Below are 18,499 nucleotides of genomic sequence, written 5' to 3' on the forward strand. Positions count from 1 at the left end.
AAGCATTAATTTGCGCTTTTATATCAACTTTACCGGAGTAGGATTCATACCAAGCCCAACGCATTCATCTCAACGAACCCGGAGTCACCATCATGAAAAGCAAACTGATCCTCGCCCTGACCCTCTCGGTACTGGCTGCCAACACCTTCGCCGCCGATGGCTACGATCGCACCGGCTCCGCCACCTTCGCCGCTGATGGCTACGACCGCACCGGGTCCGCTACCTTCGCTGCCGACGGCTACGACCGCACCGGGTCCGCTACCTTCGCTGCCGATGGCTACGACCGCACCGGGTCCGCTACCTTCGCCGCTGATGGCTACGACCGCACCGGGTCCGCTACCTTCGCTGCCGATGGCTACGACCGCACCGGTTCTGCTACCTTCGCTGCCGATGGCTACGACCGCACCGGTTCTGCTACCTTCGCTGCCGATGGCTACGACCGCACCGGTTCCGCTACCTTCGCCGCTGATGGCTACGACCGCACCGGTTCCGCTACCTTCGCCGCTGATGGCTACGACCGCACCGGTTCCGCTACCTTCGCTGCCGATGGCTACGACCGCACCGGTTCCGCTACCTTCGCCGCTGATGGCTACGACCGCACCGGTTCCGCTACCTTCGCTGCCGATGGCTACGACCGCACCGGTTCCGCCAGCATCAGCTGATTGATGCACCTGACACCACAGCCCGGCCTTGGCCGGGCTTAGTCGTTTCTGGCCAGGGGAAAACACCCACAGCGTGGAACGCTCAAGGGCCAGGACGCTGGAATTGGGCGATTGCGCACTGCACTATGACGCCCTTAACTCGCCCCAAGCAGGAACCTTGAGCCATGCCCGACGATATCCACTTTTACCAACCTGCCCTGGGCCACGGCCTGCCCCACGACCCGTTCAATGCCATCGTCGGCCCGCGCCCCATCGGCTGGATCTCTTCCCAGGATCGCGAGGGGCGCCTGAACCTGGCGCCCTACAGCTTCTTCAACGCCTTCAACTACATTCCACCGATCATCGGTTTCTCCAGCGTCGGGCGCAAAGACAGCCTGAACAATATCGAGCAGACCGGCGAGTTCGCCTGGAACCTGGCCACCCGACCTCTGGCCGAGCAGATGAACCAGAGCTGCGCCGCAGTCCCGGCCGAGGTAAACGAGTTCGAACTGGCCGGCCTGACCCCCGTGGCGTCGAAAGTCATCAGCGTGCCCCGGGTAGCCGAGAGCCCGGTGTCCTTCGAGTGCAAGGTCACCCAGATCATTCAATTGCAGCGGGCGGACAAGGAACTGGTGCCGAGCTGGCTGATCCTCGGCGAAGTGGTCGCCGTGCATATCGCCAAGTGGCTACTCAAGGACGGGATCTACGACACCGCCGCGGCAGAGCCGATTCTGCGCGGCGGCGGGCCGGCGGATTACTTCCAACTGGGGCCAGAGGCTCTGTTCAGGATGCACCGCCCGGGGGCAGTCAAATAGCGCTTGGACTCAGTAGCTCTTCCAGCTCAACTCGCCGTCCTGATCGACGTCGGCCAACTGTTCGAGTTGTTGTGCGGCAGCTTGGTCGGCGTCATGCGCCGTCTTGAATTTCTGCTCATCCAGGACTTTATGAAAGCGTGGTGCGCTTGATGCGCCGAGAGCCTTGACGGCGATGGCGGCGCTGTATCCCCCCTCCCCTGGAACCACAGCGGAAACTGCTTCGTAGTGTGCAAACTCTTTGCGTGCCATGTTGCGAGTCCTGGCCAATGAAAAGTCGGCCATTCTAAACCTTCAACTGGCCAGCTTGTGCACCGGCGCCTGCTGTAGTTGCGGATATTCGCCATGGGCTTGCAGCGCCGACACGGTACTGAAGGTATGAAAATCCAGGCTGTTGACCACCAGGTCCTGCACCAGCTCGGCAAAGATCGCCATGGCCGGGGAATTGAAATAGGCCGTCATCGCCTGCTGGCTGCTCCAGAAACCGGACACCAGCCACAGGTCGGCATCGCACTGCGAATGCTGCAGGGCAAAATGCAGGCAACCACAGGCCTGGCGGGACGGTTCGATCAGGCTGCTCAAGCGCGCACCCAGCTCCTTGGAACGCCCGGCCCGGGCTCGGACAAAGGCCATGTGACTGACGGGAATATGCGTGGACATGTGCGACCCTCCCAGGGTGTTGTCGAGGCAGCCATGGGACGGGCTGCGACAGGATCAACGATACGGGGCAGGCCCTCGCGCGCGTTAGTCGATTTCTGCCGTTGATTTGCCCAATCCTGCGACAAGCCCTTTGCTCCCTCCCCGACTCCGCGCCATTGGGCAAAAGCATGACAACGGTGTTTCAAGCAAGTGAAGCTCAGGAGCATCGGCTGATCTTGCCTATCGCGCGCGCAAGCAGCAGGATCAGGCAAGTTTTACGCAGGATTCGCCTACCCGCGCTTCTTGCACAAACTTAAGCTGTGCCGACTGCAAACACTCGGAGGCTGCCCCATGCCATCACTGGAAACCCCGCCACCGCCCCTGGCCCCGGAGATGGAACGGCAGCGCGTGGAACTGGCCGCGATCATTGCACGCAACACCGCCGAGGACGGCAGCTACGCCACGGCCATCGACTCGTTGTTCGTCTCGCGCCACAGCAGCTCTCATCAATTCGGTTCGGTGCTGGCACAGCCGGCGCTGTGCATCATGGCCCAGGGCCGCAAGGAAGTACGCCTGGCCGATGAAAGCTACAACTACGACCCCTTGAATTACCTGGTGGTCTCGGTTTCCGTCCCCCTGAGCGGCAAGGTGGCGATCGTTTCACCAGAGGAGCCGATCCTGGCCCTGCGCCTGGACATCGACCCCGGGGAAATCAATGCATTGATTGCCGATGCCGGCCCCATCGGCGTACCCGCCCGGCCTACCGGGCGCGGCCTGTACGTGGAACGCCTGGACCCGGCGATGCTCGACGCGGTGCTGCGCCTGACCCGCCTGCTGGACACCCCGAAAGACATCGCCATGCTCGCGCCGCTGGTACGCCGGGAAATTCTCTATCGCCTGCTGCGCAGCCCCCAGGGCCACCGCCTGTATGAGATCGCCACTGCCAACAGCCAGGGCCACCGGGTCAACCAGGCCATCAAGTGGCTCAACGGCAATTTCGTGCACCCGTTGCGCATCGATGATCTGGCCCGGGAGGTGAACCTGAGCGTCTCGACCCTGCACCACCGTTTCAAGGCCATGACCGCCATGAGCCCGCTGCAGTACCAGAAACAGTTGCGCCTGCAAGAAGCCCGGCGGCTGATGCTGGCCGAGGGGCTGGAGGCTTCGGTGGCGGGCTATCGGGTGGGTTATGAAAGCCCGTCGCAGTTCAGCCGCGAGTACAGCCGCTTGTTCGGCGCGCCGCCGTTGCGGGATATGGCGCGCCTGCGGGTGAGCAACTGAGGCCTGCCTAACGAGCGCGGATCACATGCTTGATTTCCTGAAAGGCCTGTAGCCCCCAGGGCCCCAGTTCACGACCGATGCTGCTCTGCTTGTAGCCGCCCCACGCCGTCTGGGGAAAGATCACCTGTGGCGCATTGATCCACACCAGACCGGCCTGCAGGGCATTGGCCACTTGCTCGGCATGCGCTGCATCCGCTCCCACTACGCTGGCCACCAGGCCGAACTCGCTGTCATTGGCCATTTCGATGGCCTGCTGCTCGTTGCTGAAACTGCGCACGCAGAGCACCGGGCCAAAGATCTCCTCACGCCATAGCGCACTGTCCAGCGGCACCTCGGTGAACACCGTGGGCTGGATGAAATACCCCTGCTGCAAGCCGGCCGGGCGGCCACCGCCGCAGACCAGCTTGGCCCCCACATTCAAACCTTCCTCGATATGGGCCTGCACCCGCCGGTATTGCACCTGATTGACCAGCGCGCCCATTTCCACCTCGGGGTCGAACGGGTCGGCCACACGAATGGCTTCGGCCCGGGCCTTGAGGCGCAACAGGAACTCATCGGCCAACTCATCGGCCACCAGCACCCGGCTGGTGGCCGAGCACATCTGCCCGGCGTTGAAGAAGCCGCCGCCACAGGCCAGCTCCACCGCCAGATCCAGATCGGCATCCGCCAGCACCAGCAACGACGACTTGCCCCCCAGCTCCAGGCTCACGCCCTTGACGGTTTCCGCCGCGCGTTGCATCACCTGGACCCCCACGGCGTTGCTGCCGGTGAAGGAGATTTTCGCCACTCGCGGGTCGGCTGCCAGGGGCGCGCCCACCGCCAGGCCGGTGCCGCAGACCAGATTGAACACGCCCCGGGGCAAGCCGCTGCCGGCGATGATTGCCGCCAGTTCCAGCTCCGGCAACGGGGTGACTTCGGAAGGCTTGAGCACCACGCTGCAACCGGCGGCCAGGGCCGGAGCGAGCTTCCAGGCGGTGGTGACCATGGGGAAGTTCCACGGCACGATCAGCCCGACGATGCCACAGGGCTCGCGGCGCAGGCGGGCACTGAAGGCCTCGCTGGGCAGAGCCACATTGGCGTCCTGAGCGGCATCCAGGCCTTCGGCCAGCCCGGCGTAGTACTCGAAGGTGGCAATCACATCGTCCACATCCATGGCGGCCTCGAATTGCGGCTTGCCGTTGTTGCTCGACTGCAGGTGCATCAGTTGCTCCCGGCGTTCGGCCACCCCGGCCGCAATCCGTCGCAGGACCGCGGCACGTTCAGCCCCGCCGCTGTGCGACCAACGCGCAAGGCCAGCGCTGGCAGCGCACAGCGCCTGCTCCACGGCCTCGGGACCGCCACCGGCAACCTGGGCCAGTACGCCCTCGGTGCTGGGGTTGATCACCTGCAGATGCTCGCTGCCCGCCAACCATTGGCCGTCGATGTACAGCCCGTTCAACAGGGGGTGCGCGCTCATGCCTGTACTCCTTGGGTCCAGCGGTTCTGATCGACCTCTATCAGGGTCGGGCCCTGGCGATCCGCCGCCGAGCGCAGCGCCGCGCGCAGTTGCTCGACGCTGTCGATGCGCTCGGCGGCGCAGCCCAGGCCCTTGGCCACGGCAATGAAATCCGGGGTGTAGATGTCGACGCCCACCGGCTCGATGGCGCGGTTGACCATGTATTTCTTGATCTCTTCGTAGCCCTGGTTATTCCACAGCAGGACGATGATCGGGGTGCGAGCCTCCACCGCGCAGGCCAGTTCCGAAAGGGTGAACTGCAAGCCGCCATCGCCGATCAGGCAGGCCACCGGCCGTCGCTGGCTGGCGTGCGAACCGCCGCCGAGCCAGGCGCCAATGGCCGCCGGCAAGGCATAACCCAGGGTGCCATACCCGGTGGAGGAGTTGAACCAGCGTCGTGGCTGCTCGGGGTTGAAGGTCAGGTTGCCGCTGTACACCGGCTGGGTGGAGTCGCCCACCAGGACAATCTCCGGCAGTTCCTGGACCACGGTCTGCAGAAACAGGGTCTGGGCCTGGGTCGGGCCGTCCCAGAGCTGGCTCAGCTCACTGCGCAAGGCGGCGGCGCGGACCTGGCCCCAGTCGCTGCGACGCGCTGCCAATTCCAGCCCGGCAAGTTGCGCCAGCAGCGCTTCGGCAGCGATCCGGGCGTCGGCCACCAGTGCCACTTTCGGCGGATAGTTGCGCACGGTCTGGTCGGCATCGATATCGATACGCAGCAGGGTAGCGGGAATCTCGAAACCACCGGCGAAGGTCACGTCGTAATCGGTTTCCGCCAGCTCGGTGCCAATGGCCAAGACCACATCGGCCTCTGCCACCAGGGCCCGGGTCGCCACCATGGACTGGGTGGAACCGATCAGCAGCGGATGCGCCGAAGGCAGCATGCCCTTGGCATTGATGGTCAGGGCCACCGGCGCTTGCAACAGCTCGGCCAGGCGGGTCAGGGCCGGGGCGGCATCGATGGCGCCCCCGCCCGCGAGAATCAGCGGCCGCTTGGCACTGGCCAGCAGTTGGCTCATCTGCGCGACAGCGGCCGGGGCGGCGCCGGCGCGGGCGATCTGCACCGGCTCGCTGGTCAACAGGTGGTCGGCGTCCTGGACCAGCACATCGAGGGGAATCTCGATATGCACGGGGCGTGGGCGCCCGGCCTGGAACAGGGCAAAGGCCCGGGCCAGCACCGCTGGCAACTCGTCGGCACACATCAGGGTGTGGGAAAACGCCGCCACGCCACTGACCAGCGCACTCTGGTTGGGCAGCTCGTGGAGCTTGCCGCGCCCGCCCCCCAACTGGCTGCGGGCCTGCACGCTGGAGATCACCAGCATGGGAATCGAATCGGCGTAGGCCTGGCCCATGGCGGTGGTGATGTTGGTCATGCCGGGGCCTGTGATGATGAAACACACACCGGGCTTGCCGCTGGTTCGGGCGTAGCCGTCGGCCATGAAGCCGGCGCCTTGCTCGTGGCGCGGAGTCACATGATGGATGGGCGAACGGGCCAGGCCGCGATACAGCTCCACGGTGTGTACCCCGGGAATGCCGAACACCTGCTCGACGCCATAACCTTCCAGTAGCTTGACCAGTACTTCACCGCACGTCGCCATCTCATCGCCCTTCTTATTGGAGGAAAACCGCACGTCGGCCACAGGCTGGAAAACGCCTGCGGGCGCCGATAGAGGGGCTATTGGAACGGTGGGCCTGTAGCCGCAACAATGGATAAAAAGTCATACTAGCCATGTCCCCACGTCATGCCTCGGCCAGCCATGAAACGCCTTCCTCCCTTGCCCGCGCTGCACACTTTTCTGATCACCGCCCAGTGCTGCAACTTCACTCGCGCCGCCGAGCAGTTGCACATCACCCAGGGAGCGGTGAGCCGGCAGATCGCCGGGCTGGAAAGTCACCTGGGCTATCCGTTGTTCCTGCGCCAGGCCCGGGGCCTGAGCCTCACCGCCGAGGGGCTGGAATGGCTGCCACGGGTGCAGCAGGTGTTCGAAATGATCAATGGCGCGGTGGACGAGATCGGCGGCCAGAAGCGCAACCTGCGGCTCAAGGCCCCGACCTGCGTGATGCGCTGGCTGCTGCCGCGGTTGCTGCAGTGGCAGAAGGAGCGCCCCGATGTGCCGGTGCAACTGACCACCACCATTGCCCATGGCGTGGATTTCGGCCGCGAGCCGTTCGACGCCGCGGTCATGTACGGCGCACCACCGGCACCGACCCTGGGCTCGCGACACCTGTTCAATGAACAGCTGACTCCGGTCTGTTCCCGGCCCCTGCTGGAAGGCCCGGTGCCGCTGACGAGCCCCAGAGACCTGCAACAGCACCTGCTGCTGCACCCCTCCCATGATCAGCGGGACTGGCAAACCTGGCTCAAGGCCGCTGGCACGCCCCTGGACACCCTGGGCAAGGGCCAGCACTTCGAGACCCTGGACCTGGCGATGTCCGTGGCCTCCCAGGGCACAGGTGTGGCGATTGGCGACTGGGCATTGATTGGCGATGACCTGAGTGCCGGGCGGCTGGTCATGCCCTTTGAATTGAAGGTGCCGACAGGGCAGGCGTATTACCTGGTGTACCCGGAGCGCCCGGGGCCTTCGCCGGCCCTGCAGGAACTGCTGGACTGGCTGGTGGAACAGGCCCGGCAGCGCTGAAATACCGGCAGACAGCGAAAAGCCCCGCGAGGGGCCTTCAACGCTTGCCGGAACAACCCGTTAGCCGCCTGCAACAGGCGGCTAACGGGTCAATCGGCCAGTGATCAGTAGCCGACGGTGAAACGCTGACGGCTATGGGCGGGCTTTTCCACCTCGTCGAGCATGGCGATGGCGTAGTCGGCAAAAGTGATCCAGCTACGGCCCTCTGCGCTGACCAGCAGGTCGTCCTGGCCCAGGCGGAAGTGCCCGGTACGCTCACCCTCGACGAACTCCGCCGATGGCGAAAGGAAGGTCCAGTCCAGGTCCTGCTCCTTGCGCAGGGTCTCCAGGTACACCCCGCCGGCGCTGGCTTCGGCCTTGTATTCCTCCGGGAAGCCCGGGCTATCGATGACCTTGCTGCCACCCGGCAGCAACAGCGAACCGGCACCGCCTACCACCAGCAGGCGCTTGACCCCGGCCTTTTTCACCGGGTCGATGATGGCATTGGCAGCGATGCTGGAAAAATGCGCCGCGCTGATCACCACATCGTGACCGGCCACCGCCGCTTGCAGCGCGGCACTGTCGGCCACATCCACATCGCGGCTGACCACGCCGGCACGCGGACCGATCTTCGCCGTGTTGCGGGCGATGGCGGTCACGCTGTGGCCGCGACGCAGGGCTTCTTCCAGCAGTTGGCTACCGGCACGGCCGGTGGCACCAATGATTGCGATCTTGCTCATGACATGTCTCCAGTTGGCTAAGAGAGTACAGAGGCATCCGCCCCCACAAGGGAGCGGGTCAAACCGTTTTCACCACTTTATTTCGCCCTTGGCGACCTTGGCGCTCAGCTCCAGGGAGCTGTCCTCGCCCAGGTCCGGGTAACGCTTTTTCATGGCCGCGATCAGCTCGGCGGAATCCTTGGCCTTGGCGGTTTCCTCGTCGAAGGCCTTGATGTAGTCCGCGGTGAAGTGCACCGGGGCCAGGGAACGCGCGCTGTCACCGAGGAAGTGCCCGGGGATCACGGTCTTGGGTTGCAGGCTGTCGATGGTCTTGAGGGTAGCCAGCCAGTCCGCATGGGACTGCGGGGTCTGGGTGTCGGCCATCCACACGTGGATGTTTTCCGCGACCACCACGCCACCGACCACCGCCTTGATCGACGGGATCCACACAAAGCTGCGGTCCGGCTGCTTGCCGTCCAGGCCAATGACGTCGAGCTTCTGCCCTTCCAGGGTCAGGCTGTGGCCCTTGAGCACGCCCGGCACGATGGTCTTGGCCGGTACGTCGGTGCCCATTTTCGGGCCCCAGAACGCCAGCTTGCCGTCCACCGTGGCCTTGATGTGATCCACGGTCGGCTGCGAAGCCACCACCTTGGCGTCGGGGAAGGCGGCGGTCAGGGTGTCGAGGCCGAAGTAGTAGTCCGGGTCACCATGGCTGATGTAGATGGTGGTCAAGTGCTTGCCGCTGGCGCGGATCTTGTCCACCAGTTGCTGGGCCTGGGACTTGCCGAACTGGGCGTCCACCAGGATCGCGTCCTTCTTGCCGCTGACCAGCACCGAGGTCACCGGGAAGATTGCGTTGGCGCCCGGGTTGTAGACATCCAGGCTCAGGGGCGGCTCGGCGGCCGCGGCATGGGCGGCAAAGCCCAGGGTGGCAGTGGCCAGCAGCAAGCGTTTGAGTGAAGTGAATCCGATCATGAGGGCAGCTCCGGCATCTGTTGGCTGGGTTGGGATGGACAGAGCTTAGTTGCCAGACTCGTTACAAAAAATGCGATGCTTGAACATAGTTTGTTTCTGAAAGCGGGCAAATCATGGATCGTCTCCAAGCAATGCGGGTCTTCGTCACCGTCGTCGACCTGGGCAGCCAGTCGGCCGCCGCCGATCACCTGGACCTGTCGCGTCCGGTGGTGTCACGTTATCTGGCGGAATTGGAGGACTGGGTCGGCGCCCGGCTGATGCACCGAACCACGCGCAAGCTCAGCCTGACCGCCGCCGGCGGTGAGATTCTGCCCCGCTGCCGGCAGATGCTGGAGCTGTCCAGCGACATGCAGGCCGCGGTCGGCGAGCCGGACGATGCACCCCGCGGTCTGCTGCGCATCAGCGTCAGTACCTCGTTCGGCCAGTCGCAACTGGCGGATGCCGTGGCCGACTACGTCAAGCGCTACCCGGGGGTCAGCATCGACCTGCAGATGCTCGATCGCACGGTGAACCTGGTGGATGAACGCATTGACCTGGCGATCCGTACCAGCAATGACCTGGACCCGAACCTGATCGCCCGGCGCCTGACGGTCTGCCGCTCGGTGATCTGCGCCTCGCCGGCCTATCTGCGAGAGCACCCCGCGCCCCAGCGGGTGGAGGAACTGAACCGGCACAACTGCCTGACCCACTCCTACTTCGGCAAGAGCCTGTGGCATTTCGAACAGGATGGCGAACAGGTATCGGTGCCGGTGCAGGGCAACATCAGCGCCAACGAGGCCAGCACGCTGCTGCGCACCACCATGGCCGGCGCCGGGATCGCCATGCTGCCCAGCTACCAGGCCGGTGAGTACATCAAGCGTGGAGAGCTGGTACGCCTGCTGCCCCACGCCGAACCGCGCACGATGAACATGTACGCGGTCTATGCCTCGCGCAAGCACATGCCGGCGACCTTGCGCAGCATGCTCGACTTCCTGGTCCTCAGGTTTCCCCAGCAACCGCTCTGGGACGAAGGTTTGTAGATAGATGCACGGCGCTGGCCGGGCTGCTCGATCCAACTGCTGAATACCCTGCCAAACAGGCCGGGCAAGCCCCCGCAACTGACCTATGCTGATAACAGTACCCCTTTAAACCAAAGGGGTATGGGTTCAGAGGTCGTTGCCATGAACGTCAAGACAAGAAGGTACCTGGCCATCTTCATGACCTGCACCGTGACCCTGGCGCTATACGGTACTGCCGCTTATCGCGTGGAGCAGGCGCGCATGCAACCGCGCAACTACGCCAGTTGCAACCTGGAGCGCTGCATGCCCCACAACGCCACCTTGAACGCCCTCAGGTGAGCGTCAGCGAATCGGCGTCCCCGGCCTGATCGGCCTTCAGGCGGTCGCGAAATACCTTGGGCGAGATCCCCTCCCGGCGCCGGAACAGCCGGGTGAAGTTGGTGGGGTCGGAAAACCCCAGGTCCGCGGAAATCTCGTAGATGGTCATCCCGGTGTAGGTCAGCAGCCGCTTGGCTTCCAGTAGCTGGCGTTCGTGCATGATCTGCAGCGCCGGCTGCCCTGCCAGTTCACGGCAGGTGCCGTTGAGGTGCGACACTGAAATACCCAGCTTGTGGGCCAGGTCCTCGACCTTCACATGCTCGCGGTAATGGGCTTCCACCAACTGGATGAAGCCATTGAAATACTCACGGGCCCGCTGGGGACGCCGGCTGGCACTGCTGCGCTGCAACGCCTGGCGCCCGACCCAGACCACAATCATGCTGACCAGCGCATGCATGAGCATTTCCCGAGCCGGCTGCTGCCCCTGGTACTCCTGCTGCAAGGCGGCGAACAAACCGTTCAGGTACGCCTCGTCTGCCCCCGTCGGATATCCCTCGGGCCTGGCCAGGGTATTTTGCCCCTGCCCCAGTTGGGTTTGCAGATGGCTTACCAGCGGCGCTGCCAGCGTCACCACATAACCTTCTATGTCTTCGGAAAACCGGAAGCCATGGACCGACAGCGGCGGCAGGACCTGGACCATCGATTTGTCCAGCAGGGTACGCTGGCCTTCGATCTCCAGTTCCGCCTGCCCACGGTATACAAACAGCAACTGGCAGAGGTCGGCATGCCGATGGGGCTTGATTTCCCAATGGTGCTCGCGGCTGCGCTGGCTGATGGGCTCGCAATGAAGCAGGTCCGGGGTAGGCCAGTCCAGGCTCTCGCCATAGAGCTTGAACACCGGAATCGACGCAAGGGCAGGCTTGTTCATCACTACAGTCCAGGCCTCAGTGTGACGGGCGACGGGGGCGCCAGCGGGCGAACCATCAGACAACCGCCAGGGCTCTTCGATAAACGAATACGCCCGGGCGAAATGCAAGCAACAGCAACATCAATGGACATTGACCGGGCCGGTGTTCAGAGCACCGGCCCAGTGCCGGGCACTATACAGAATGCGTCCCATTAGCAGCTAATTCCCACCGAATAATCTGCGTTTTCGTCTGACCGCCCAGGTCTTCACAGAGCATCGTTCCCATCAGTTAAGCCCAGATGAAAATCCCCGGAGACTTCCTTGTATGGCTATCTAGTAGGCTCCTATCTAGTACACTGAAGCGCACTTCCACCGGCCTTGCTCCGCCGGGTCAATCTCTGCCCGCAGGTTCTTTCGTGACCCACTTCCAACAGCCCGTCTCGCCCAAACCGGCCATTCGCAGCGTGCTGATCGCCCTGATGCTGGCGATCTTTCTCGGCGCCCTGGACCAGACCATCGTCGCCGTCTCCATGCCGGCCATTTCCGCCCAGTTCAAGGACGTCGGCCTGCTGGCCTGGGTGATCTCCGGCTACATGGTGGCGATGACCGTGGCAGTGCCCATCTACGGCAAGCTCGGCGACCTCTACGGCCGCCGCCGCTTGATGCTGTTCGGCATGGGGCTGTTCACCCTGGCCTCGCTGTTCTGCGGCCTGGCACAGAACATGGAGCAACTGGTGCTGGCGCGGATTTTTCAGGGTATCGGCGCCGGCGGCATGATCTCCGTGAGCCAGGCCATCATTGGCGACATAGTTCCGCCTCGGGAGCGCGGTCGCTACCAGGGCTACTTCAGCAGCATGTACGCAGTGGCCAGCGTCGCCGGCCCGGTGCTGGGCGGCTACATGACCGAATTCCTTTCCTGGCGCTGGGTGTTCCTGATCAACCTGCCTCTGGGCCTGGGCGCCTGGTGGGTGGCGCATCGCACTCTGATCGGGCTGCCGGTGCCCCAGCGCAAGCCGATCATTGACTACCTCGGCACCGTGCTGATGATCATCGGCCTGACCGCCCTGTTGCTGGGTATCACCCAGGTAGGCCAGGGCTATTCCTGGCGCAGCGCCGAAGTGCTCGATCTGCTGGCCATCGCGGTCATCGTCCTGGCACTGTTCGTCTGGCATGAGCGCCGGGCCCGGGAACCCCTGCTGCCGATGCACCTGTTCACCAACCGCAACGCGCTGCTGTGCTGGTGCACGATCTTCTTCACCAGCTTCCAGGCCATTTCCCTGATCGTGCTGATGCCGCTGCGCTTCCAGAGCATCACCGGCGCCGGGGCCGACAGTGCCGCCCTGCACCTGCTGCCGCTGGCCATGGGTCTGCCAATGGGCGCCTATTGTGCCGGGCGCCTGACCTCGGTCACCGGGCGCTACAAGCCGATGATCCTCAGTGGCGCGCTGCTGATGCCGCTGTCGATCCTCGGCATGGCCCTGGTGCCGCCGCAGTCGGAGCTGCTCAGCGGCCTGTTCATGCTGCTCTGCGGGATCGCTGGCGGCATGCAGTTCCCCACCTCCCTGGTGGGCACGCAGAACTCGGTGGAGCAACGGGATATCGGCGTGGCCACCAGCACCACCAACCTGTTCCGCGCCCTCGGCGGGGCGGTGGGCGTGGCGCTGATGTCGGCGTTGCTGCTGGCCTTGCTCCAGGATTCCAGCCTGGCCCATCTCGGTGGCGCCGGGCTGATGGTTGAAGGGCACTCCGGCAATGCCCTGCTGGAAGGCCTGAACGCCGCCCCCGGCCCGGCGCGGGACGCCTTGCGAGCCGAGTTGCTGACGACCTTCAAGCATCTGTTGCTGGTCAGTGCCGGGGTATCCCTGCTGGGGCTGGCAGCGGCGATCGCCATGCCCAATCGCCTGCTGCGCGGTCGTGAAGACAAGGCGCGTTAACCCGCCCCGGGCTCCTGTAGCCGCTTTGGTCGAAGCGCTCCAGCCTTTGCTGAAGCAGCCTGCGGCAGCGGCTGCAGGGCAGCATGATCAAGGGCTGTAGTAGCCCACCGCAACCAGCAGATTCCCTACCTTGCGCAGGTAGGCATGCTTGTCCTCCACCTTGCCGGTCACCGGGTTCTTCCAGCGGTATTGGTATTCGCCCTGATCCTCGCGAGCCATGAGCGCCAGCATCGGCTCGCCCACCGGCTTGCCTTCGGGATCCCTGATCTTGGCGAAGTCGGTGTTGAGCAAACGCAGGTTGGTGCCATGGGCCAGGTAGCGCCGGCTGTCCATGTCCACCACGAACACGTACAGATCGTCCTCAAGAAAACCGCCCTGCAACTGGTTGATCGCCTTGAGCGTGCCGTTGCGGTCCGTGCTCAAGGCCGTGGCTGCCCTCTCCAGCAATGCCCTGGCCTGCTCGGCCGACGCCCGGGGCTGGTAGTAACCCACCGCCAGGATGCGTTCGCCGACCCGCTGGAAATACACATGCTTGCGCTCGATCTTGCCGTCGGCCCAGTTCTGCCAGCGGTACTCGGCCTGCTGGATGCCATTGCCCTCGGGCGTCTTCAACGCTTGCTTGAACGCCTTGCGCAAGTCCGGCCCCAGGACTTGCGACACATCACGGCCAATCAACGCCGACGAGGGACCGCCACTGGCCAGCATCACGCCTTGGGTATCCACCACGAACACATAGCGGTCGTGGTCGACGAACTCGCCCTGGCGGCTGAAGGCTGCGAATGCCTTGTCGCCCTGATCGTGGTAGTAGCCCAGGGCCTTTTCCAGCAGCGCCCGGGCCGCCGCGCCATCATCCACCGACGGCGCCGCCTGCAGCGGGCCCAAGCACAACAGCAGCAGCCAGCCCACCCAGGTATTTCCAAGCCACAGTCTCATCGCCCGCTCCTCGTTCGTGTTGGCGTTCGAAGAGCGTAGACGGCTGCAGGATATGCGGAAACATTCAGCACACGGGGGGTGAACCGACGCCTTCCCACGCCAGGCGTGGGAAGGCGGCCCCCATCAAGGGCGGGTGTTGATCTGCTGCTGCAGGTTCTGGATCTGGCTTTGCAGCGTGTTGATGTTGCGGGTCACCTGGCCGCGAAAGGCGTCGAACTCGGCAGTGCTGGCACCGTTTTGCGCAGCGGCGGGACGGTTGTCCTGCTGGCTCTTGAGCACGATCAGGTCCTGTTCCAGACGCTCGATGGCGGCGCTCGGATTGCCCTGTTTCTTCAGCGTGGCCAGGTCGGCGCCCAGGCTCTTGAGCTGGGCATCGACCTTGCCATTGTCGATCTGGGCGCTTTTCAGGCTCGCCAGTTCACCGCTCAAGGCTTTCACCTGAGCCTGCAACTGGCTGTTGGCTGCTTGCTGTTCGGCGGTCTGCGCGCTCATCTGCGCCAGGCGCTTGTCCAGATCGGTGGCCTGCCCCGCCACGCCCTGCTGCTGTCGGCTCTGGTCCTGCAAGCGGCTCTCCAGTTGCTTGATCTGCAGCTTCAGCGCTTCACTGTCCGTGGTGACATTGGTCTGGCTGGCCACCACCTTGCCGGAGATGTCCTGCAGGCGTCCGGCCGCTTCCTCACTGATCCTGGCGAAGCTTTCCTGGGTCGCCACCAATTGCTGTTCCATCAGCGAAATCTGCTGGAAGCTCCACCAGGCAAGGCCGATGAAGGCAAAGAACAAGGCGCCCACCAATGCCCAGAGCGGGCCGGTGCTGGGGCTCTTGACCTTGACTACCGGCGTGCCGCGCGAATGCACGGAGGTACGCTCGCGGGCAGCGCTGGTGGTGGGGAAGACATCGTCGTCGAGAGGATCGGCGCGCAGACTGGGAACGTCGTCGAAGTCATCGTTTGCATCGTTACGCATGGGGCAACCTTTGTGAAACGCGGTGGTGGCTGAGTGCGGCGAGTATAAACCGCTAATCCGCCCGGCCAATGGACCGGGCCGGGCAAACTCGGTTCAGTCTTTGGTTTCAGCTTATGTCCTGGGCTTTCCACCAGGCGCAGAACTCATCCAGGGCCGCCCACAGGCTGACCTTGGGCTCATAGCCGAGATAATGCCGGGCACGGCTGATATCCAGGGTGAAATTCTTGTTCATGACCTGCATTCCCAGGCGCGACAGAGTCGGCTCCGGTCGCCCCGGCCAGAGCTTGCAGAAACCTTCGTTGAGCGCCGCCACGCCATAGGCCAGGCCGAAGGAACGATAACGGGTGACTTGCGGCACCTGCATCTGGCGCATCACATAATTGACCACATCCCACAAAGGCACCGGTGTGCCGTTGCTGATGTTGTAGGCCTTGCCCAAGGCCGAGCCGCTGGCGTGCAGGCTGCTGAACAACGCCTCGTTGAGGTTGTGCACACTGGTGAAATCGACCTTGTTCAGGCCGTTGCCGACAATGGCCAGGCGGCCCTTGCGCTGCATCTTCAACAGCCGCGGGAAGATGCTCATGTCGCCGGCGCCGGTGACGAAGCGCGGGCGCAGGGCAAGCACTTCAAGGCCGAACTCCTGGGCGCCGAAGACCTTTTGCTCGGCCAGGTACTTGGTGGCCGCATAAGGATGCCGGAAGCGCTTGGGCACTTGTTCCTCGGTCAACCCCAGGTGATCCCGGCCGTCGAAGTAGATCGAGGGCGAAGACAGGTGCACCAGCCGCTGCACCCGCTGCTTGAGGCAGGCTTCGACCACGTTCTCGGTGACCAGCACATTGCCCTGGTGGAAGTCCTGGTAGCGCCCCCACAAACCCACGGCACCGGCGCAATGCACCACGCTGTCGACGTCGCGGCACAGCTCGCGCACCAGATCGGCATCGCTCAGGTCACCCTGGACGAACTCAGCGCCACGGCGCACCAGATGCTCCACGGCTTCGGCGCGACGGCCATTGACCCGCACCTCCAGGCCCTGCTCAAGGGCAAAGCGGGCGAAGCGCCCGCCGATGAAGCCGCTTGCGCCGGTAACCAGAATCTTCATGAAATATTCCTAAGAAAGCAGTGACGAGCTACGAGCTACAAGCTGCAAGTTAAAAATCAGTGCGCAAGCTGTCTACTTGCAGCTTGTCGCTTGACGCTTACGGCTGCTCCCAGGGCACCAGCCATTGTGCCGACAAACGTGCCAGGTGCTCGGTGAGCAGCCCCAGCAATTGGCCGCCGTTGCGCCAATGATGCCAGTACAGCGGCACATCGATGGGTTTATCCGGCAACAGTTCCAACAGCAGGCCCCGCTCGAGCTGCTCGCGGACCTGCAACTCGGGCACCAGCCCCCAGCCCAGGCCGGCCTCGGTCAGGCGAATGAAGCCCTCGGAAGACGGGCACAGATGATGCTCGAAAGCACCGTCCACGCCCAGGGAAGCCAGGTAGCGATGCTGCAGGAAATCGTCGGGGCCAAACACAAGCGCCGGTGTGCGCGGCAACTGCTCGGCACGCACGCCCTGGGGAAAATGCCGGGCGATGAATTCCGGGCTGGCCATGGCCCGGTAGCGCATGGCCCCCAGCAGCAGGCTGCGGGCCCCGGCCACCGGGCGCTCGCTGGCACAGACGCAGGCCGCCACTTCCCCGGCGCGCATGCGCTTGAGGCCGACGGTCTGGTCTTCCACCACGAGGTCCAGGAGCAGATGGTGCTCGGCGCAAAAATCGCCCACAGCGCCAGCCCACCAGGTGGCCAGGCTGTCGGCGTTGAGGGCGATGCGCAAGCGCTCCGGCAGGCCCTCCTCGTCCAGCGCCGGCACCAGGCTTTGCAGGTCGCGCTCCAGCAGGCGCACCTGCTGCACATGGTTGAGCAGGCGCCGGCCGATTTCCGTCGGCGCCGGCGGCGTCACCCGCACCAGCACTGGCTGGCCGACCCGGGCCTCCAGCAGTTTGATCCGCTGGGAAATCGCCGACTGTGACAAACCCAGCACCTGGGCCGCCCGCTCGAACCCTGCCTGCTCGATCACTGCGGCCAAGGCCGAGAGCAACTTGTAGTCGAACATCAGTTTTCCTAATGAGAGATCAGCAATATTGGTTTTTCTTATACAACCCGGGCCGGGAAAATAGCCAGCGTAAAGCCTCAGCAATGCCTCTTCGTTCAAGGATTCCGTTCATGGCCGGTGAAACCTCCCTCGCAACCCTGCTGCGCAGCATGAGCCCGCAGCTCAATGACGGCGAGTACGTGTTCTGCTCCCTCCCCGACCGCAGCCTGCTGCAGGACTGCGAAGTGCTGGGCAGTTTTCGCGAGCGCGAAGGCCTGACCGTGATTCTCCCGCGCCAGCAGGCCGAGCGCCTGGGCCTGGGCTTTGACTATGTAGCCGCCTGGATCACCCTCAACGTGCATTCGGCGCTCGAAGCCGTGGGCCTGACCGCTGCCTTCGCCGGGGCCCTGGGCAAGGCCGGGATCAGTTGCAACGTGATCGCCGGCTACTACCACGACCACCTGTTTGTCGGCCAGGCGGATGCCGGGCGGGCCATGCAGGTATTGCAACAACTGGCCGCCGGCGAGGAGCAATAACCATGTGGCAAAGCTATGTGAATGGCCTGTTGGTGGCCTTCGGCCTGATCATGGCCATCGGTACTCAGAACGCTTTCGTCCTGGCCCAGAGCCTGCGCCGCGAGCACCACCTGCCGGTGGCGGCGCTTTGCGTCACCTGTGATGCGTTGCTTGTGGCGGCCGGCGTGTTCGGCCTGGCCACCGTGCTCACCCAGAGCCCGATGTTGCTGGCGGTGGCACGCTGGGGCGGCGCGGCATTCCTGATCTGGTATGGCGCCCAGGCATTGCGCCGTGCCTGCTCGAAACAGAGCCTGCAGCAGGGCGAAGGACAGACCGTGCGTTCGCTGCGGGCGGTGATGCTCAGCGCCCTGGCGGTGACCCTGCTCAACCCCCACGTGTACCTGGACACGGTGCTGCTGATCGGCTCGCTGGGGGCCCAGCAGACCGAACCGGGCGCCTATGTGGTGGGGGCCGCGAGCGCTTCGCTGCTGTGGTTCTTCACCCTGGCGCTGGGCGCCGCCTGGCTGGCTCCGTGGCTGGCGCGCCCGAGCACCTGGAGGATACTCGACCTGCTGGTGGCGGTGATGATGTTCAGCGTCGCCCTGCAGTTGATCAGCGCCGCGTGACTTATTCCAAAAGGCTCTGGAACCTCTATCCCACACAGTTGTTGCGTGGTTAA

At 64.2% G+C, this 18,499-nt stretch carries 20 protein-coding genes; 9 read left to right on the plus strand and 11 right to left on the minus strand.

Annotated features, from left to right (window positions below; translation table 11 throughout):
- The first annotated feature begins 92 nt into the window (after positions 1-92).
- Together PFLCHA0_RS23890 and PFLCHA0_RS23895 are read left to right on the plus strand one after the other, a co-directional pair.
- Positions 93-662 (plus strand): hypothetical protein, encoded by a 570-nt coding sequence (locus tag PFLCHA0_RS23890; protein ID WP_015636789.1) that lies wholly within the window; start codon positions 93-95, stop codon positions 660-662.
- A 164-nt stretch (positions 663-826) separates the two neighbouring features.
- Positions 827-1,456, plus strand: a complete 630-nt coding sequence (locus PFLCHA0_RS23895) for a flavin reductase family protein (RefSeq protein WP_011063061.1) — start codon at positions 827-829, stop codon at positions 1,454-1,456.
- 9 nt (positions 1,457-1,465) lie between these two features.
- Here PFLCHA0_RS23895 and PFLCHA0_RS23900 read toward each other — a convergent pair whose 3' ends face one another.
- Together PFLCHA0_RS23900 and PFLCHA0_RS23905 are read right to left on the minus strand one after the other, a co-directional pair.
- Complete coding sequence (locus tag PFLCHA0_RS23900) at positions 1,466-1,738, minus strand: hypothetical protein (protein WP_041119660.1); 273 nt, start codon at positions 1,736-1,738, stop codon at positions 1,466-1,468.
- Between the two features lie 9 nt (positions 1,739-1,747).
- Positions 1,748-2,113, minus strand: a complete 366-nt coding sequence (locus tag PFLCHA0_RS23905; RefSeq protein WP_011063063.1) for a putative quinol monooxygenase — start codon at positions 2,111-2,113, stop codon at positions 1,748-1,750.
- A 330-nt stretch (positions 2,114-2,443) separates the two neighbouring features.
- On the opposite strand from PFLCHA0_RS23905, the gene PFLCHA0_RS23910 reads away from it, so the two are divergent.
- A complete protein-coding gene (locus PFLCHA0_RS23910) occupies positions 2,444-3,373 on the plus strand; it encodes an AraC family transcriptional regulator (protein WP_015636791.1) in 930 nt (309 codons plus the stop codon).
- 7 nt (positions 3,374-3,380) lie between these two features.
- Here PFLCHA0_RS23910 and PFLCHA0_RS23915 read toward each other — a convergent pair whose 3' ends face one another.
- Positions 3,381-4,829: an aldehyde dehydrogenase family protein gene (locus PFLCHA0_RS23915; RefSeq protein ID WP_015636792.1), complete on the minus strand. Its 1,449-nt coding sequence runs from the start codon at positions 4,827-4,829 to the stop codon at positions 3,381-3,383.
- On the minus strand, positions 4,826-6,463 hold the full coding sequence (locus tag PFLCHA0_RS23920) for a 5-guanidino-2-oxopentanoate decarboxylase (protein ID WP_011063066.1): 1,638 nt from the start codon (positions 6,461-6,463) through the stop codon (positions 4,826-4,828). The genes PFLCHA0_RS23915 and PFLCHA0_RS23920 overlap by 4 nt, the downstream gene beginning before the upstream one ends.
- A 159-nt stretch (positions 6,464-6,622) precedes the next feature.
- Between PFLCHA0_RS23920 and PFLCHA0_RS23925 the strand changes: the two genes are divergently transcribed.
- Entirely contained in the window at positions 6,623-7,504 is an 882-nt protein-coding gene (locus PFLCHA0_RS23925; protein WP_011063067.1) for a LysR substrate-binding domain-containing protein, read from the plus strand.
- Positions 7,505-7,608: 104 nt separating this feature from the next.
- Here PFLCHA0_RS23925 and PFLCHA0_RS23930 read toward each other — a convergent pair whose 3' ends face one another.
- Together PFLCHA0_RS23930 and PFLCHA0_RS23935 are read right to left on the minus strand one after the other, a co-directional pair.
- Positions 7,609-8,223: an NAD(P)-dependent oxidoreductase gene (locus PFLCHA0_RS23930; protein ID WP_015636794.1), complete on the minus strand. Its 615-nt coding sequence runs from the start codon at positions 8,221-8,223 to the stop codon at positions 7,609-7,611.
- A gap of 69 nt (positions 8,224-8,292) precedes the next feature.
- Positions 8,293-9,177 carry an MBL fold metallo-hydrolase gene (locus PFLCHA0_RS23935; protein WP_015636795.1) on the minus strand — a complete coding sequence of 295 codons (885 nt, stop codon included), beginning with the start codon at positions 9,175-9,177 and terminating at the stop codon, positions 8,293-8,295.
- A 113-nt stretch (positions 9,178-9,290) separates the two neighbouring features.
- Here PFLCHA0_RS23935 and PFLCHA0_RS23940 point away from each other — a divergent pair, with 113 nt between their 5' ends.
- Together PFLCHA0_RS23940 and PFLCHA0_RS31905 are read left to right on the plus strand one after the other, a co-directional pair.
- Complete coding sequence (locus PFLCHA0_RS23940; RefSeq protein ID WP_011063070.1) at positions 9,291-10,196, plus strand: LysR family transcriptional regulator; 906 nt, start codon at positions 9,291-9,293, stop codon at positions 10,194-10,196.
- A gap of 141 nt (positions 10,197-10,337) precedes the next feature.
- On the plus strand, positions 10,338-10,514 hold the full coding sequence (locus PFLCHA0_RS31905; protein WP_015636796.1) for a hypothetical protein: 177 nt from the start codon (positions 10,338-10,340) through the stop codon (positions 10,512-10,514).
- On the opposite strand, the gene PFLCHA0_RS23950 is transcribed toward PFLCHA0_RS31905, so the two are convergent.
- Positions 10,507-11,421, minus strand: a complete 915-nt coding sequence (locus PFLCHA0_RS23950; protein WP_011063072.1) for a helix-turn-helix domain-containing protein — start codon at positions 11,419-11,421, stop codon at positions 10,507-10,509. The genes PFLCHA0_RS31905 and PFLCHA0_RS23950 overlap by 8 nt on opposite strands.
- Positions 11,422-11,816: 395 nt before the next feature.
- Between PFLCHA0_RS23950 and PFLCHA0_RS23955 the strand changes: the two genes are divergently transcribed.
- Positions 11,817-13,334, plus strand: coding sequence for an MDR family MFS transporter (locus PFLCHA0_RS23955; protein WP_041752524.1), 1,518 nt, complete (start codon positions 11,817-11,819; stop codon positions 13,332-13,334).
- An 87-nt stretch (positions 13,335-13,421) separates the two neighbouring features.
- Here the strand turns inward: PFLCHA0_RS23955 and PFLCHA0_RS23960 are convergent, their stop codons facing one another.
- From PFLCHA0_RS23960 to PFLCHA0_RS23975, 4 genes are all read right to left on the minus strand, one after another.
- Positions 13,422-14,267 carry a cache domain-containing protein gene (locus tag PFLCHA0_RS23960; protein WP_015636798.1) on the minus strand — a complete coding sequence of 282 codons (846 nt, stop codon included), beginning with the start codon at positions 14,265-14,267 and terminating at the stop codon, positions 13,422-13,424.
- A gap of 123 nt (positions 14,268-14,390) precedes the next feature.
- Complete coding sequence (locus PFLCHA0_RS23965; RefSeq protein ID WP_015636799.1) at positions 14,391-15,230, minus strand: hypothetical protein; 840 nt, start codon at positions 15,228-15,230, stop codon at positions 14,391-14,393.
- 106 nt (positions 15,231-15,336) lie between these two features.
- Complete coding sequence (locus PFLCHA0_RS23970; RefSeq protein ID WP_011063076.1) at positions 15,337-16,329, minus strand: NAD-dependent epimerase/dehydratase family protein; 993 nt, start codon at positions 16,327-16,329, stop codon at positions 15,337-15,339.
- 97 nt (positions 16,330-16,426) lie between these two features.
- The gene (locus PFLCHA0_RS23975) at positions 16,427-17,326 is read right to left on the minus strand and encodes a LysR family transcriptional regulator ArgP (RefSeq protein ID WP_015636800.1); all 900 of its coding nucleotides are present in this window, start codon (positions 17,324-17,326) and stop codon (positions 16,427-16,429) included.
- 110 nt (positions 17,327-17,436) lie between these two features.
- On the opposite strand from PFLCHA0_RS23975, the gene PFLCHA0_RS23980 reads away from it, so the two are divergent.
- Positions 17,437-17,841 carry an ACT domain-containing protein gene (locus PFLCHA0_RS23980; protein ID WP_011063078.1) on the plus strand — a complete coding sequence of 135 codons (405 nt, stop codon included), beginning with the start codon at positions 17,437-17,439 and terminating at the stop codon, positions 17,839-17,841.
- Between the two features lie 2 nt (positions 17,842-17,843).
- Positions 17,844-18,446 (plus strand): LysE/ArgO family amino acid transporter, encoded by a 603-nt coding sequence (locus PFLCHA0_RS23985; protein WP_011063079.1) that lies wholly within the window; start codon positions 17,844-17,846, stop codon positions 18,444-18,446.
- Positions 18,447-18,499: the final 53 nt, after the last annotated feature.

This window comes from Pseudomonas protegens CHA0 (assembly GCF_000397205.1).
GTDB classification, from domain to species: Bacteria; Pseudomonadota; Gammaproteobacteria; order Pseudomonadales; family Pseudomonadaceae; genus Aquipseudomonas; species Aquipseudomonas protegens.

Coding starts and splice junctions, on each gene's coding strand:
- PFLCHA0_RS23890 (WP_015636789.1), top strand. CDS start 93: ATGAAAAGCAAACTGATCCTCGCCCTGACCCTCTCGGTACTGGCTGCC.
- PFLCHA0_RS23895 (WP_011063061.1), top strand. CDS start 827: ATGCCCGACGATATCCACTTTTACCAACCTGCCCTGGGCCACGGCCTG.
- PFLCHA0_RS23900 (WP_041119660.1), bottom strand. CDS start 1,738: ATGGCCGACTTTTCATTGGCCAGGACTCGCAACATGGCACGCAAAGAG.
- PFLCHA0_RS23905 (WP_011063063.1), bottom strand. CDS start 2,113: ATGTCCACGCATATTCCCGTCAGTCACATGGCCTTTGTCCGAGCCCGG.
- PFLCHA0_RS23910 (WP_015636791.1), top strand. CDS start 2,444: ATGCCATCACTGGAAACCCCGCCACCGCCCCTGGCCCCGGAGATGGAA.
- PFLCHA0_RS23915 (WP_015636792.1), bottom strand. CDS start 4,829: ATGAGCGCGCACCCCCTGTTGAACGGGCTGTACATCGACGGCCAATGG.
- PFLCHA0_RS23920 (WP_011063066.1), bottom strand. CDS start 6,463: ATGGCGACGTGCGGTGAAGTACTGGTCAAGCTACTGGAAGGTTATGGC.
- PFLCHA0_RS23925 (WP_011063067.1), top strand. CDS start 6,623: ATGAAACGCCTTCCTCCCTTGCCCGCGCTGCACACTTTTCTGATCACC.
- PFLCHA0_RS23930 (WP_015636794.1), bottom strand. CDS start 8,223: ATGAGCAAGATCGCAATCATTGGTGCCACCGGCCGTGCCGGTAGCCAA.
- PFLCHA0_RS23935 (WP_015636795.1), bottom strand. CDS start 9,177: ATGATCGGATTCACTTCACTCAAACGCTTGCTGCTGGCCACTGCCACC.
- PFLCHA0_RS23940 (WP_011063070.1), top strand. CDS start 9,291: ATGGATCGTCTCCAAGCAATGCGGGTCTTCGTCACCGTCGTCGACCTG.
- PFLCHA0_RS31905 (WP_015636796.1), top strand. CDS start 10,338: ATGAACGTCAAGACAAGAAGGTACCTGGCCATCTTCATGACCTGCACC.
- PFLCHA0_RS23950 (WP_011063072.1), bottom strand. CDS start 11,421: ATGAACAAGCCTGCCCTTGCGTCGATTCCGGTGTTCAAGCTCTATGGC.
- PFLCHA0_RS23960 (WP_015636798.1), bottom strand. CDS start 14,267: ATGAGACTGTGGCTTGGAAATACCTGGGTGGGCTGGCTGCTGCTGTTG.
- PFLCHA0_RS23965 (WP_015636799.1), bottom strand. CDS start 15,230: ATGCGTAACGATGCAAACGATGACTTCGACGACGTTCCCAGTCTGCGC.
- PFLCHA0_RS23970 (WP_011063076.1), bottom strand. CDS start 16,329: ATGAAGATTCTGGTTACCGGCGCAAGCGGCTTCATCGGCGGGCGCTTC.
- PFLCHA0_RS23975 (WP_015636800.1), bottom strand. CDS start 17,326: ATGTTCGACTACAAGTTGCTCTCGGCCTTGGCCGCAGTGATCGAGCAG.
- PFLCHA0_RS23980 (WP_011063078.1), top strand. CDS start 17,437: ATGGCCGGTGAAACCTCCCTCGCAACCCTGCTGCGCAGCATGAGCCCG.
- PFLCHA0_RS23985 (WP_011063079.1), top strand. CDS start 17,844: ATGTGGCAAAGCTATGTGAATGGCCTGTTGGTGGCCTTCGGCCTGATC.